Origin of the sequence: Paenibacillus sp. FSL M7-0802 (assembly GCF_038004945.1) — a bacterium.
Lineage (GTDB): Bacteria > Bacillota > Bacilli > Paenibacillales > Paenibacillaceae > Paenibacillus > Paenibacillus polymyxa_B.
In genome coordinates this window covers 5,319,780-5,333,445 of sequence record NZ_JBBOSD010000001.1, presented here as the reverse complement: position 1 = coordinate 5,333,445, position 13,666 = coordinate 5,319,780, and the positions used below count along the sequence as shown (strand labels likewise).

General features: G+C 46.6%; 14 protein-coding genes. 3 read left to right on the top strand and 11 right to left on the bottom strand.

Annotated features, from left to right (window positions below):
* Positions 1-3: 3 nt before the first annotated feature.
* From MHB54_RS24350 to mtrB, 3 genes are all read right to left on the bottom strand, one after another.
* Positions 4-873, bottom strand: a complete 870-nt coding sequence (locus tag MHB54_RS24350) for a heptaprenyl diphosphate synthase component 1 (protein ID WP_076295286.1) — start codon at positions 871-873, stop codon at positions 4-6.
* 116 nt (positions 874-989) lie between these two features.
* The gene (locus MHB54_RS24345) at positions 990-1,541 is read right to left on the bottom strand and encodes a hypothetical protein (RefSeq protein WP_254347449.1); all 552 of its coding nucleotides are present in this window, start codon (positions 1,539-1,541) and stop codon (positions 990-992) included.
* Between the two features lie 98 nt (positions 1,542-1,639).
* Entirely contained in the window at positions 1,640-1,870 is a 231-nt protein-coding gene (gene mtrB, locus MHB54_RS24340) for a trp RNA-binding attenuation protein MtrB (RefSeq protein WP_013310730.1), read from the bottom strand.
* A 37-nt stretch (positions 1,871-1,907) separates the two neighbouring features.
* Here mtrB and MHB54_RS24335 point away from each other — a divergent pair, with 37 nt between their 5' ends.
* Complete coding sequence (locus MHB54_RS24335) at positions 1,908-2,201, top strand: hypothetical protein (RefSeq protein WP_034095056.1); 294 nt, start codon at positions 1,908-1,910, stop codon at positions 2,199-2,201.
* A gap of 71 nt (positions 2,202-2,272) precedes the next feature.
* Here the strand turns inward: MHB54_RS24335 and MHB54_RS24330 are convergent, their stop codons facing one another.
* From MHB54_RS24330 to MHB54_RS24310, 5 genes are all read right to left on the bottom strand, one after another.
* Positions 2,273-2,545 carry an HU family DNA-binding protein gene (locus MHB54_RS24330; RefSeq protein WP_013310732.1) on the bottom strand — a complete coding sequence of 91 codons (273 nt, stop codon included), beginning with the start codon at positions 2,543-2,545 and terminating at the stop codon, positions 2,273-2,275.
* A 247-nt stretch (positions 2,546-2,792) separates the two neighbouring features.
* Positions 2,793-3,779, bottom strand: coding sequence for an ABC transporter permease (locus MHB54_RS24325; RefSeq protein ID WP_013310733.1), 987 nt, complete (start codon positions 3,777-3,779; stop codon positions 2,793-2,795).
* Positions 3,776-5,293: a sugar ABC transporter ATP-binding protein gene (locus tag MHB54_RS24320; protein WP_023989177.1), complete on the bottom strand. Its 1,518-nt coding sequence runs from the start codon at positions 5,291-5,293 to the stop codon at positions 3,776-3,778. The genes MHB54_RS24325 and MHB54_RS24320 overlap by 4 nt, the downstream gene beginning before the upstream one ends.
* Before the next feature lie 66 nt (positions 5,294-5,359).
* Positions 5,360-6,475, bottom strand: a complete 1,116-nt coding sequence (locus tag MHB54_RS24315) for a sugar ABC transporter substrate-binding protein (protein WP_023989178.1) — start codon at positions 6,473-6,475, stop codon at positions 5,360-5,362.
* Positions 6,476-6,808: 333 nt separating this feature from the next.
* A complete protein-coding gene (locus MHB54_RS24310) occupies positions 6,809-7,741 on the bottom strand; it encodes a zinc-binding dehydrogenase (protein ID WP_023989179.1) in 933 nt (310 codons plus the stop codon).
* 131 nt (positions 7,742-7,872) lie between these two features.
* On the opposite strand from MHB54_RS24310, the gene MHB54_RS24305 reads away from it, so the two are divergent.
* Together MHB54_RS24305 and MHB54_RS24300 are read left to right on the top strand one after the other, a co-directional pair.
* Positions 7,873-8,784, top strand: a complete 912-nt coding sequence (locus tag MHB54_RS24305; protein ID WP_023989180.1) for an MmyB family transcriptional regulator — start codon at positions 7,873-7,875, stop codon at positions 8,782-8,784.
* A 444-nt stretch (positions 8,785-9,228) separates the two neighbouring features.
* On the top strand, positions 9,229-10,407 hold the full coding sequence (locus MHB54_RS24300) for an IS110 family transposase (protein ID WP_023989181.1): 1,179 nt from the start codon (positions 9,229-9,231) through the stop codon (positions 10,405-10,407).
* Between the two features lie 244 nt (positions 10,408-10,651).
* On the opposite strand, the gene spoIVA is transcribed toward MHB54_RS24300, so the two are convergent.
* The 3 genes from spoIVA to MHB54_RS24285 all read right to left on the bottom strand — a co-directional run bounded on the left by spoIVA (position 10,652) and on the right by MHB54_RS24285 (position 13,591).
* Positions 10,652-12,130 carry a stage IV sporulation protein A gene (gene spoIVA / locus MHB54_RS24295; protein WP_023989182.1) on the bottom strand — a complete coding sequence of 493 codons (1,479 nt, stop codon included), beginning with the start codon at positions 12,128-12,130 and terminating at the stop codon, positions 10,652-10,654.
* A gap of 420 nt (positions 12,131-12,550) precedes the next feature.
* The gene (locus MHB54_RS24290) at positions 12,551-12,901 is read right to left on the bottom strand and encodes a 2Fe-2S iron-sulfur cluster-binding protein (RefSeq protein ID WP_028540631.1); all 351 of its coding nucleotides are present in this window, start codon (positions 12,899-12,901) and stop codon (positions 12,551-12,553) included.
* Positions 12,902-12,940: 39 nt separating this feature from the next.
* Positions 12,941-13,591 (bottom strand): hypothetical protein, encoded by a 651-nt coding sequence (locus MHB54_RS24285; RefSeq protein ID WP_264453634.1) that lies wholly within the window; start codon positions 13,589-13,591, stop codon positions 12,941-12,943.
* Positions 13,592-13,666 lie beyond the last annotated feature (75 nt).

Below are 13,666 nucleotides of genomic sequence, written 5' to 3'. Positions count from 1 at the left end.
CACCTAACCTTCCCTCACAACTGGGTGCGGACTATTTAGCAGCTTCAGGAAAGGCTCAAGCATGCGTTCAAATTCCTCGATCCCCGTATTTTGATCATCTGACAGGATCTGCCGGATGTGTGTAACAGCCGTGCGAAGCTTGTCCAGTATCGCATCCTCGGCTTTGTATTTCAGAACAAGCTTACGCCATGCTTCAGTGTCAGTACCACTCTCTGAAAGCAATGCCTGCTCGTTCCGGTCCCCGTTACCATAAATATGCCAGAACATATATCCGAAACGGGACTTGTCCGGTTCTGTCCGCTTGCCCCATTCCTCCACCAAGGTGTCACAGAGGGCAAATTTGTTGAGAAGCTGCTTCCAAATTTCCTGATCCTGTTCTGCTACAAGTGAAGTGAATGATAAAAAAAGCTCCTTTTTGAAACGAACCATCTGAGTTAAATACTGAGTTGCATCCAATCGGAATTGCTTCATTCCCCAGTACAGATTCATTTTCCCTGCGTTCACTTCACATACAGCATCACTCAGCTTCGAAATGGCCGTGATGCGGCCTGCCAGTGCAAGCAGCTGATAAAAACGACTGCTAAAATAGTCCCCAGCTAACACTTTCAGCTGTCTGGAACGCATCTCCTCCGGGCTCCGTATACCGGATAAAGTATCAATCATATCATGCGTATCCAGCCCCATCTGCACAAGCGAGGTTACCAATGCGTACAGTTCGTCCTCACTGGCATGCAGCTCCTGCGCATTCCGGTTCAAAAACACAAACATCAAACGGGTACGGCTGTCAGGAAAAGCCGGCATTTCCGTATGTTGTTGAATCATGTCGTATTCCACATATTTCCTTGCTAATTGGGGTACGCGATACGGTTTCATCCTAAGCCTCCGAGACATGACTTTCTGCTATACTCAAATAATTGCAATGCCTTATATTATATCACAATTTAAAATGATTCGCGACTAAAGTACTGTAGGTCCACCGGCAGAAACATCTAATCTGTATATACACCGTTAAACCTGTTTTGCCACATGGGCGTTACCGTAATGCGGAAACGGGACCTCAAATCCTCTGGCAATTCCGCGCCTTCCCGGCTTCTCAGCTGTTCCAATGCCTCGTTCGTCCACTCGTTCCGGCGTATATCGGATGCAAGCAGCAAATGACGTTCTCCTGACCATTCATCCTGTGTCACCACCCGAAGCAGCAATTGCCGTACATTCGTCGTTCCGTAAAAGCTAAAAGCGGCAAGCTCCGCCATGTTTTGATAAATCTCTAGTGGGGCAGTTTCTTCCTTAGACAGCTTGACATCCAGGGTCAGGACTGAATGTTCCCAGCTTGCGCTTGCAATCGGTGTGGTCAACGGCAGCTCATTCAGCGTATCCACCAGATTGTCATCCGACAGCAGCACCCGTTGCTGAGGCGAAATCGTCGCCTGTGTCTCGCGAACTGCTGCGGTTCCTGAGTCCAGCACCTGTAAGGACGGCAGCAACACAGCTGCTGCGATGGTTATGAGAATGGAGCCACCGAATACAATCCAAGGTTTCATCAGAGCCTCCCCTGACCTCTACCTCATAATGTGGGTTTGCTACGGTAAAGGTCCTCACTCTCATTCTACAACAAAAAAAAGCAGGCTATGCCTGCATTTTAATCCTCCGTATCTACTACCCCGTGCTTGGTCATCACAACGGCTTTGCCGCGAATTTTAATAGCAGAAGTATGATCCGTAAATTGGACGATCAGTACTTCGCCCTTGTCCAATTTTTCTGAATGATGCAAGCGTGTATCCTGACCTCTGGTCAGACCAAAAACCTGACATCCGTTGCTTTTCGCTTTAATTACGACGTACTCACTACTACCCGTCACATTATCTTCCATGTCCTTTTCCTCCCTGAGAGCCGAAGCTATACTTTTTATGATGGAGATTCAAGCTTGTTTTGTCAACTACATGCTTCCTTCGCTACCTGCAACAATTAGCGTGTCCCGAGCCATACTATCCGTGCAGTCCCATCCATTAAAGAAAGGAACGGATCTGATGAAAAACTATCTTCCCGCCAATCTCAGTCCTGCCCAAATCGAACGACTTCAACAGCTGGAGCATGAATTTGCTGAGCTAACAGGTGAACCCCTAGTGCTGATCGCTTATGCCTCGCGAAACGGCAGAACAGCTTCCTCTTCTCCAGTCCATAGCACCTCTACCACGAAGTAAACAGGACAAAAAGAAAAGGCCGTGAATCAAATTCACGGTCTTTTCAGCGCATTGGGAATATGTAAGAAATCTTATTTAATTCCGTCTTTGAGCGCTTTACCCGGTTTAAATGCCGGAATTTTACTCGCAGGGATTTCGATTTCTTCTCCTGTTTGCGGGTTACGTCCTTTACGTGCGGAACGTTCACGAACCTCAAAGTTCCCGAAACCTACCAGTTGCACCTTATCTCCGCTTTGCAGCGCTCCAGAGATCGCCTCAAATACTGCATCGATTGCTTTGGTTACGTCCTTTTTGGACAATTCAGTGCTTTCAGAAACCTGATTGATCAAATCCGTTTTATTCATAATATTCACCTCCCAATTCAAGTGTAGTCCAGCATTAAGGTTATCGGTGTTAATGACCGATATGAGGTCGCCTGTATAAAATAACCCGGGCGGCGTACTGCCTTCCATAATGTTATCATCTGTTTCCGTTTCGTCGTTAAATATACATAGAATATACCTAACCTCCGCAATATAGGCCGAAACTGGCGTTTTATGGCACCCTTCTTGCGTGGAACAAGGTTTATAGTAATACAGTCCACAGACAATTTCAAGTACGACGACGGTTTAACACGTAAAAAGTAACGGCCAGCGCAAGTACCAGCACTACTCCTTTGACAATATCATGGGCAAAATATTGCACATTCATCATCGTTAGTCCATTAACCAACACACCGATCAACACTGCACCAATAAATGTACCAATGACATTGGGTTTACCAGCACCAAAGACCGAAAAACCGACGAATACTGCAGCTACCGCCTCCATGAGTAAGGGGGAACCCGCGTCAATTTGGCCTGAGCCTACTCGCGAGGCATACAAAATACCGGCAATCGCCGCAAATACGCCTGAAGCAACATAGGCCAGAGTACGGACTTTTTTTACCCGTATGCCCGACAGACGAGCAGCTTCCTCATTTCCACCCGTTACATACATTTGACGCCCATGCTTTGTATAGGTCAAGAAAACATGCACCGCTGCCACAGCCAGCAACAGTAAAATAACTGAAATCGGGATACCCAACCATTTACCTTGCCCCAGCAAAAGAAATGCAGGAGATATCTCCCCCGGCGCCTTGCTGCCATCGGGAAACTGCATATGATTGTATATGGTATAGCCCTGGGCGTACGTTTTGTGAATCCCGCTTACAATATACATGATTGCAAGGGTTGCGAGCAAATCAGGAATACGCAGTTTAATAATCAGTAATGAATTCAACAGTCCTACCAAAGCACCGACAACCAGAGACACAATAATGACCACCGCAACAGGCTGCTCATACCAGACCATCAAAGAAGCTGAAACGACCGTTGTCAAAGATACTGTAGCTCCCACCGATAGGTCAAAACCGTCCACAATAAGTGACAACGTCACACCAATGGCAACGAAAGTCACAATGGCAATTGAGCCAAGAATGTCCATTAAATTATCATACGTCCAGAAATAAGGTAATGTAGATGAAAAAAACGCTAACACACCTATAATGACAACTACGGCACCGTAACGAAATGAGACGTTTAACCATTTTTCCTTCATGAATGCACCTCTTCACCGCCGCTGGCATACAACAGAAGCTGTTCCTGTTCCACTTCGCCCCGCGCAAATTCCTTTATAATTTTGCCATCATACATCACTGCAATCCGATCACCAATACCAATCCCTTCAGCAAATTCACAGGTTAGATAAATGATCGCTTTTCCTTGCTCCGCCAACTCGCCAATGATACGGAAAATATCACTTTTTGCCCCTATATCTACACCTTTGGTTGGCTCGTCAAAAACAAATACATCCGCTCCAGAATGTAACCATTTTCCAATCGCAACTTTTTGCTGATTCCCACCACTTAAATATTTAACATTCTGGCGGAGCGATGGCGTCTTAATACCGAGAGAGGCGACAATCCCATTACCGTTATTTCGTTCTTTATGCCGACTGATGAAACCAAGGACACTCAGTTTGCCCAAAAGCGGAAGGCTGAGGTTTCTTTCCACACTCTCCTCAATTAGCACCCCCTGCTTACGCCGCTCCTCAGGTATCGACACAATTCCTTGAGCTACCGCGTCCGCTGGCTCTCTCAATCGAATGGAGCGACCTTTAAAGGTCAGCTCTCCCTTATCCGGCTTGTCTGCTCCTGTAAGAAGTCGTGACAGCTCTGTCTTGCCTGCACCAACCAAACCCACAATAGAGAGAATTTCACCACATCGGACCTGTAAATCAACGCCGTGCACTCGTAAGCCTTTGTAAAGCCCTTTCGCTTCCAATACCACTTCACCAATCGGTACCTCTGCTTTTGGGAACTCCTCTTCAAATGTTTTCCCAAGCATATGCGTAACGATATCGCCTACACTTAAATCAGAGGCAGGCCCCGTGAACACGCGCTCACCATCACGCATCACCGTAACATGGTCACTGTGTTCGATAACCTCCGGCAATCGGTGTGTGATGAGGATACATGCAACTCCCTCATCCTTGAGTGTATGGATTGTGCGGAACAAACGTCGCGTTTCTTCCTCGCTGAGCGGCGCCGTAGGCTCATCAAAAATGATGGTATTTGCTTGCTGTGTCAGAATGCGTGCAATAAGCACAAGCTGTTTTTCTGCCAACGTCAATTCAGACACATATCGTCTTACGTCAATATCTACCTCCAGACGTGCTAATGCCTCACGCGCTCGTCTGCGCATAGAACCCGGTGCAGCCCACCATCGACCATCAGGTGCAGATAAATCGTCCATTACAATATTTTCAGCGACACTTAACTGAGGTACAAGCGCTGAATCGACCTCCTGATACACACAGTGAATTCCCGCCCTTTTGGCCTCCCACGGTGAACTAATGTTCAGTTCCTTCCCACCAACTACGATAGCTCCCTGATCGGAACGATACGCACCGGACAAAATCTTCATCAATGTGCTTTTCCCTGCCCCGTTGGCGCCCAGCAGAGCGTGAATTTCGCCACCCTGCACCGTAAAATCCACAGCTCGCAGCGCATCTACACCAGCAAACTGTTTGCTGATTTTTTTCATTTCCAATGTATATACTTGTGAACTCATGGTGCCCCCTCACGCCTGCTTATGATAAAAGCGCGCCGAAGCGCGCCTTTGCGTTATGCAAACATTTTATTTGGACGTTTCATATTCCTTCATCCAATCCTTATAGCCCTGCTCGCTTTGGCCCCATCCCTTCACATATTGGGACAGCTCGGATGTGGAAATTTGCTTATCTGGCAGCGCTTCGCGTTGCACATATACAGCCTTCAGTACGACTTTCTCCTCCGGATTATCCCCATGCAGCTTCTGATATGCATAGCGCACTTGTACGCGCCCGATATCTGTTGGATCTACGGCTGCCGAGGCCACCCAAGGATTTTTCGGGTCCTGGATCATTTGCAAGTCCTCGTCGCTCATGTCAATGCCGTAGACTTTAATTTCCGTACGTCCCGCTTGTTGGATGGCACGGGCTGCACCTTTGGCAAACTCATCCCACGCCGCCCAGACGGCTGTAATTTCGCCCTTAGGATATTGCTTTAATACAGCTTCCATTTTGGCTTGCGTATCCAACGCAGGATTCTGAGCCGAACCAAAAGTCGCAATTTCTTTAATATCTGGATTGGATTTCAAAAATGCACCATAAGCAACCTGACGACGTTCCATCGGTGCAAATCCGGCAACCCATACTTTCACAATGTTGCCTTTGCCACCGATATCCTTTTTCATTTGCTCCAGCGTCAGCTCAGCCATGCTTTGGTCATCCTGTGAGAGCACTACCGCACCCGGAACATTGACGGCAGCATCGAACACGATAACCGGAATATTGCGGGAAATTGCTTTTTTCAGCCCTGTCTCCAGCAATGCATCACCATGATCAGTCAAAATGACATCAAACTGCTGGTTAATCGCACTATCAAGCAGAGAAGCCATTTTAGCCTTATCGTTATCTGCCACAAACTTAGTCAGCGTACCGCCGAATTTCTTAACTTCCTCTTCCACACCTTGAACATACTGTTGCGAAAATGTGCCCGTGTTAAACTCCATGATCAACGCAACCCGTTTACCCTTTAGATTTAAATTGTCCGGTTTTCCGTTTGTTGTATTCGATCCCTCAGTGCTTGTCCCTTGAGTGCCGCTCTCTGTTTTCGGCACGCCACATGCAGTGACCAGCAAAACCAGCACCAGTAGCATGATAGCCCCCAGCCCTAGCTTTTTGTTTCTTTGGAGCTCTTTTTGGATATTCATAATTTCATTTCCCCCTCGTTCAATCCACAAAATAATTCAAATTTGATACTTAATATATCGCTTTAAACCAAGTATGTAAATAGGTTTTATGAAATATTAAAAAAATCCCGACTACATATGACAAAATACGACAATTCCACAAAAAAAATTAAACAACCGCCCCGATTGAATAACGGGGAACGGTTGCTGCATAGAGGTGTCTTTTTAGTTCTCTACTTGACAGGGTACGCCACAGGGTCGATTTTTGCTTATGCTTAAAATGTGAACATCATGAGCGGAGACTAGCCTGGAGATACAATCTCCTTGTCATTTTCAATATGAGGACGCTCCCATCTAACTTATTTGGAGCACTGCTTTACCAGAAAACTTCCGATCTATCAGTTGTTGGGCAATAGTTCCAATTTCCTTCCACGATGCCTCCACTTCGATCCTTGGTACTAACTGGCCTTTTGAAACAAGCTCACCTAGTAATTTCAGATCTTCCGCTGGCGAATAGCGATTTATCTCCTCTCCTAGAAAGAAGCTGTACAAGGTCCTACCACCTAAGCCCCTGATATTAATCGTTGCGTAAGGTGAGGACGAATGTCCCATGGATACACAAATCCCTTCTGGCACAAGCTGAGGTAGTAATGCAGCTAGCGTATCACCACCTACTGAATCCAAAATTAGATGATAAGGTCCAAATGTATCAACCGATGAAATCGCCGTATCTCCAACGATAACCTCATTAGCACCAGCCTCTTGAACAAGTAGAGCTTTTTCCTTGGTTCTGGCTACACCTACTGTAAAAGCTCCTGATTGCGCTGCTAGCTGGTGTGCAAAAATCCCCACTCCGCCAGTCGAGCCAGTTACCAATATCCGCTTACCGAGCAGCATTCCTCCTTTTCTAAGCGTATAGAGCGCTGACAGACCGGCTACCGGTAAAGTAGCAGCCTGGGCGAAGGTAATATCATCGGGAAATTCAGCCAGTAATGAAGTAGGGGCAGCAACTTGTTCGGCCCATGCTCCCATTTGGAGAAGGCCTACCACACGGCTTCCTTGTTTCGGACCCGTGCCATCTTTGGCCTGCTCGATGACGATCCCAGCAAAATCCCAGCCTGGTCTGATCTGTCTTCCATTATTCCTTGCATCTACAACTTCACCCCGATTAAGAGAGAAGGCCTGTACTTGAACGATCGCTTCCCAAGGCTGGGCCTGTGGGGCGGCTACTTCCTTTATCGCGAAAAATCCTGAAGCAAACGGATCTGTTACAATTGCACGAACCATACGATCTCCTCCATGATTATCATTGAGAACCTCTTGTAAATAGCTCACCTTTTTCACAATGTAGTATACTGTAGGGAATCATCTGCACCAAGTGTAGAACTACACCTCATTATGAAAAGGATTGAAAAAGGATGACCATGCACAAGGACGAGGACTTCCAATATAAAACATTAAAAATCGTATTGGGAGAGATTGAAGCTGTTCGCATGAAACGTCAACGGGAATATACTGAGCTATCTCACCCGTTATTGAAACGATTTACTCAGCAGGAGCTTAATGATGAGGCATGTCCTACGTATAAAAATCTATTGGTTGGACGGTCTCGTCGAATACCGGATCGGCAAACGATGATCCATATTGCTGAGTATCTGGAGTGCACTTCAGATGAGCGCAATGATCTTCTTCTCGCCGCTGATTATCTTCCGATCCATTACGAATTGGAGGGACGGTCTCTGGAGCTGGCTCTGGAGCAAGCGCAGCAGATCATGAGTAATTTGCCATTTCCGGCAATGATCGTTACTCATACCTTAGATATCAAGGGGTTAAATGAGCCGTTTCGCCATTTATTTGATATCCCCTCCGATTCTTTTATGAATGGAAAACTGAATAAAGTTGATTTTCATTTTAACTCCGATTTTTCCATTCGTCCCCGTTCTACCTTCGATGCTGAGTCGTTCGAAGAGTGGGAGTCTCATGCTATTTACGGGATACAAGCTTTCAAAAGGTATAACATGTTTTCCCGATACGACCATTGGTATAAAAAGTTAATTGACAGATTTCGAAAATACGACGATCTTAATAAATATTGGAGTATGCAGCCAAAGGACTCATCAAATGAAGTTGAGCACTCTAAAATCATTTTGGCCAGAATGGGAGCCATGGCCGATTTAGCCCCCATTCGCTACAAGCAAATTCATCTTTCTGTAAGCAGCCACATGTATCCTGGAATTGAAGTGTACTTACCGATTGACGAACCTGGACGCAGAGTATTTGAATATTTGGGGTGTCCTGCCGAATGCCAGAACAACGCTTTTAATAAATAGCCAGTCAATTGCTATATCGATTATAAGAATCGTTCATTGCAAATTAAATAAGCCTCGGTGCTACGTTGAAAGAGACCAAATATGAAAATGACTACCAGGGTAATCACGTTGTGAAACTCATTAATCGGATTGTTACATTTGAACCTAAATCCCGCTAGGAGAAACGAAAAGCTCAATAAAAACAGAGGTAGTCTAGGACTTTATTTCGTATTATTAGGTCAACCAGAGATTTCTGGTTGGCCTTTTTTCTTAGGCGTCATATGATGGCGGTAGCCGAGAGAACGTGGACTTTATTGGGGTCAACCCCGTCGTGAAAACAGTTCTCTCACTGCCCCCAATGACCATGTTTGAGCTGGTTGAGACAGGGATCTCGTATCACAAGCGAAGCTATGGGTTTGGAACCATCGCGGGAGTGACGGCAACTTTAAAATTAGGGAGTGTGTTATGGAGCCGGTTGTAGGATTAGATGTGGCTAAAGGAGCCAGCGTCGTTCAGGCTTTTCTAGGAAGGAATGAACCTTACGGAATATTGGAGAGTATTACGCACGAGGAGAGCGGTTTTGAACGATTGGGAGAATTGCTTGATGAATTGAAGGTACTCTCGGGCAGGGAGCCCGTTATTATTTTGGAAGCAACCGGCCATTACCATCGAGGATTAGTTTCCTATTTAATACGTGAGGAGTACAAGTATTTTATAATCAATCCACTTCAATCTAAACGTGCGAGAAACACGCAACTGCGAAAAGTAAAAACCGACGCTGCAGATGCATGGCACTTGGCCGACATGTACTATCGGGGTGATGTAACGCCACATCGTACATGGGACGAGTTGTACACCGAGCTACAGCATGTGACGAGACAACATGAGTTTATAACCTCGATGTATGTTCAGGCAAAGCTAAACTCGAGAGCTTTACTGGATCAGGTATTTCCCGCGTTTGAGAAGGTGTTCAGTAATCTCTTCTCAGCTACTGCACTTAGAGTGCTGCAGAGTTGTCTGAACGACGAGTTTGAAAAGGTAGAATCTATCATTCAGGAACAAACCGGGAAGTCTCATTCGAAAGATTGGGTAGGAGAGAAGGCAAATCAGTTGAGACAAGCATTACTTGAATGGGCCAATAATAAAAGGAGCATAACGCAAAGCATGGCCCTTGTAGGGATGGTATCCCTCCTACTTGAGTTCCAGAAGCAATTAAGTAGGCTGGAAGAAACCCTGGAGGAAATTTCCGCGACATTACCAGAAGTGGAACTTTTAAAGACCATTCCGGGAATAGGCGACAAACTTGCTTCGGCGATCATAGCGGAGATCGGAGATGCCCGTCAATTTAGGAGTGCTAAACAGCTTGTTGCCTACGCAGGTCTTGATCCAAGTGTCTACAGTTCGGGTAAGTATACGGCCTCTAGAAATCGGATAACGAAGCGAGGATCCAAAAGACTTCGAAGAGCTCTATATTTAGCCGTTCAATGCGGACTACGTGGTGGAAGAAATAGCAGATTAAAGGATTATTATGATATGAAAAGAAAAGAGGGCAAGCCCTACAAGGTGGTTGTGATTGCTTGCGCCAACAAGCTACTCCATCACGTTTACGCCATCCTTAATAAAGACCAACCCTACCACATTTAATTCCCACAATTATCCACAACCCTTCACGCCAATGAAGGATTATTTGTTGTGCTCAAAAAAAAGTATATCAGTTTTTAAAATATTTTCCACACTGTAGCTTGACAACTATTAGCTGGTTTTCTCGTCCATGGCTACCCCTGTCTGGTTTTAGAGGTCAGTCTAATATTTTGTTTTTGCGAACCATAGAGAGCCAATTGCTCTCCACGGTATTTCTCTTATACATTTTTTTGGGTGTGGCTTAGCCTTAAAGAATAATAGCAATGAGACCGCCGGAGCCTTCATTAATGATACGCCCCAGCGTTTCCTGCAGCTTATAGCGTGCATTGTCCGGCATCATAGCGATTTTACCCTGAATGCCTTCCCGTACAATGGAATGCAGCGAACGTCCGAAAATGTCTGACTCCCAAATTTTGATTGGGTCATTCTCAAAATCCTGCATCAGATAGCGCATAAGCTCCTCACTTTGCTTCTCTGTTCCGATAATCGGAGCAAATTCCGATTCCACATCCACACGGATCATGTGTATGGAAGGTGCTGTTGCCTTGAGCCGCACACCAAACCTTGTGCCCTGACGAATCAACTGCGGATCGTCTAGTGCCATTTCGGACAATGACGGCGCTGCAATGCCATATCCCGTTGTCTTGACCATTTCCAGCGCCTCGGCGAAGCGGTCGTACTCCCGTTTGGCATGGGCAAAATCCTGCATCATTTGCAGCAAATGATCCTTGCCGCGAATCTCTACCCCGACGACTTCGACCAAAATCTGGTCATATAGCTCATCGGGAGCATACAGATCAATTTCAGCTACGCCCTGCCCCATATTCATCCCGCTCAATCCGGCCCTGTCGATGAATTCATATTCCATAAACTGGCCAACCACTCGATCTACATCACGCAGACGTCGAATATCTTTAACCGTATCGCGAACGGAATTTTCATAATTGCTACGCAGCCAGTGCTCTTCGTTCAGTACCATGACCCAGCTCGGCAGGTTTACATTCACCTCATGCACCGGAAATTCATACAATACTTCACGAAGTACGCCTGTAACATCATCTTCCGTCATAGTCGCCGCGCTGAGTGTCATAACTGGTATATCGTACTTGGCAGCCAGCTCACTGCGAAGCTGGAGTGTTTCATCACTGCGCGGATGCGTGGAGTTGATAACCAAAACAAATGGCTTGCCAACTTCCTTCAACTCCTCAATGACGCGTTCCTCCGACTCTACATAAGAGCTGCGAGGGATTTCCGCAATCGTGCCGTCTGTAGTGACTACCACACCGAGCGTCGAATGCTCCTGAATAACCTTGCGTGTACCAATTTCCGCCGCTTCCTGAAAAGGAATGGGTTCTTCGAACCATGGTGTGGAAATCATCCTCGGACCATTTTCATCCTCGTACCCTTTTGCTCCTTCTACTGCATATCCTACACAGTCAACCAGACGTACATTCACGTCCAGTCCTTCCGTTACTTTGATCTGGACGGCATTATTCGGTACGAATTTAGGCTCCGTCGTCATGATCGTCTTGCCTGCCGCACTTTGCGGCAACTCGTCTACGGCGCGGGCACGGTCCGCCTCACTTGTAATGTTCGGCAGAACAATCGTCTCCATAAACCGCTTGATAAACGTTGATTTTCCTGTTCGGACTGCGCCGACGACCCCAAGATAAATGTCTCCTCCGGTGCGTTCGGCAATGTCTTTAAAAATGTCCACTTTCTCCAATGAAATCCCCTCCTCAAAAGTCTCCGAAGGAAAAATGCTTAAAGAGCATCCGCTTCGTGTTCAACCAACTGCTTGATCCCAGATGCGGCAGAACAGCCTTTAAAATGCCCGGAAGTCGTCCGCCGCCGAGATTCAGGAGACTGATGGAATCGGCGAAACGGCGTAAACTCGTACATGCATTTGGACTGATACCATCATATGTATCCCCTCCGTAAAATATGTTTAGTTTTTTAAAAAATAGATTACGACACAGCGATCATTGCAGAAACGATATTTTACGTTTGGGTCCACTCACCTAATATATGCGGGGCAAGACTCTCCCATGACTTCGTCGCTAGATTAAATAAAAAAAGGATGTTTCTCCTGACCGTTTAGAGTCGTCGGAAACCATCCTTTTTTATTCTCCTGATATAATCGGCATTACCACAGTTCATCATCCATCGCCTGACGCTCCAGTTGCCGCCTGATAGCCGCCTTAAGCCTATCCTCCGGTACGGTTACCTGCATATCGCCTTGGACACGCGCCTGGCAGGATAAGCGTATTCCCTCATCCAGTAAAGGTCCCAGCTTACGCTGCTCTGCATCGCTGGGTTGGCCTGCGAATTCAGCCCATTCCGGTGATATCTGTACCTTACACATCAGACAGGCTGCTTTTCCGTCACAACGAGTGGGAATATATACACCCGCTTTACGGGCAGCCTGAAGCAATGACGTACCCTGACCGACCTGTACGCGCCTGCCTGACGGCTTGAACATAATCTGCACATTCATGAACGGTCCTCCAGTCGTCTTTCTCCTAACACACACAGCTTATACTTCATTGCCCATCAGGATGACGGAGTGCAACTCTGGCCAAGGCAGAAGTTCTGCAAGCTTGTCCAATTGCTCCTCATTCCAAATATTACTGACTAGTAGCTGCTTCAGTACAATGATATGACGTCGCGGGTCGCGCTTCATAACATCTGCAATCGCTTTATATCGGTCGGGTCGATTTCGCAATATATTGAATAAAAGTTCATGACTGAGCGGCATCAGACGCAGTGGAGCACTCCCCAGCTCAAGCTGAACCCCAGCCGACCAAAGTAGTCGCTCGATCTCTAAGCGGTATAACGCTCCGCCACATAATACCTCAAATCCCCCCACCAACTCGACTGGAAATCCCTCCAAGTCATAGTGGCTCAGCAATGAAACGTAAGAGCCGCTACGGTCAACCTGCTGTCGATCTATACTCATACCCAGGGGGTGCGCATGGAGCTGCTTTGCAGCATGAATATCCGCATAAATATCAATGTCCCGAGGCAGGCGATCCAGTTCAACTTCTTGCACAAGTAGTGAACAGCTCCCCCCCAGCATCCACGGAACCGACACTGTTGACCAGCTCTCAGCCAAGCTACTCAGCGCAACTGCCAGATTGTGAGGAAGCCTGTCTACTAACACTGATGATATTGCCTCCTTCAACATCGTTTCCTCCTTTGCTGTCTTTCCTTCCGTTTCCTGATGGGCATCATTATAACATGTTCGACAGGGCAGTTCGAT

Excerpts from the sequence above, each read along its gene's own strand:
- MHB54_RS24350 (WP_076295286.1), bottom strand. The coding sequence starts at position 873 with ATGAAACCGTATCGCGTACCCCAATTAGCAAGGAAATATGTGGAATAC.
- MHB54_RS24345 (WP_254347449.1), bottom strand. The coding sequence starts at position 1,541 with ATGAAACCTTGGATTGTATTCGGTGGCTCCATTCTCATAACCATCGCA.
- mtrB (WP_013310730.1), bottom strand. The coding sequence starts at position 1,870 with ATGGAAGATAATGTGACGGGTAGTAGTGAGTACGTCGTAATTAAAGCG.
- MHB54_RS24335 (WP_034095056.1), top strand. The coding sequence starts at position 1,908 with ATGATGGAGATTCAAGCTTGTTTTGTCAACTACATGCTTCCTTCGCTA.
- MHB54_RS24330 (WP_013310732.1), bottom strand. The coding sequence starts at position 2,545 with ATGAATAAAACGGATTTGATCAATCAGGTTTCTGAAAGCACTGAATTG.
- MHB54_RS24325 (WP_013310733.1), bottom strand. The coding sequence starts at position 3,779 with ATGAAGGAAAAATGGTTAAACGTCTCATTTCGTTACGGTGCCGTAGTT.
- MHB54_RS24320 (WP_023989177.1), bottom strand. The coding sequence starts at position 5,293 with ATGAGTTCACAAGTATATACATTGGAAATGAAAAAAATCAGCAAACAG.
- MHB54_RS24315 (WP_023989178.1), bottom strand. The coding sequence starts at position 6,475 with ATGAATATCCAAAAAGAGCTCCAAAGAAACAAAAAGCTAGGGCTGGGG.
- MHB54_RS24310 (WP_023989179.1), bottom strand. The coding sequence starts at position 7,741 with ATGGTTCGTGCAATTGTAACAGATCCGTTTGCTTCAGGATTTTTCGCG.
- MHB54_RS24305 (WP_023989180.1), top strand. The coding sequence starts at position 7,873 with ATGACCATGCACAAGGACGAGGACTTCCAATATAAAACATTAAAAATC.
- MHB54_RS24300 (WP_023989181.1), top strand. The coding sequence starts at position 9,229 with ATGGAGCCGGTTGTAGGATTAGATGTGGCTAAAGGAGCCAGCGTCGTT.
- MHB54_RS24290 (WP_028540631.1), bottom strand. The coding sequence starts at position 12,901 with ATGAATGTGCAGATTATGTTCAAGCCGTCAGGCAGGCGCGTACAGGTC.
- MHB54_RS24285 (WP_264453634.1), bottom strand. The coding sequence starts at position 13,591 with ATGTTGAAGGAGGCAATATCATCAGTGTTAGTAGACAGGCTTCCTCAC.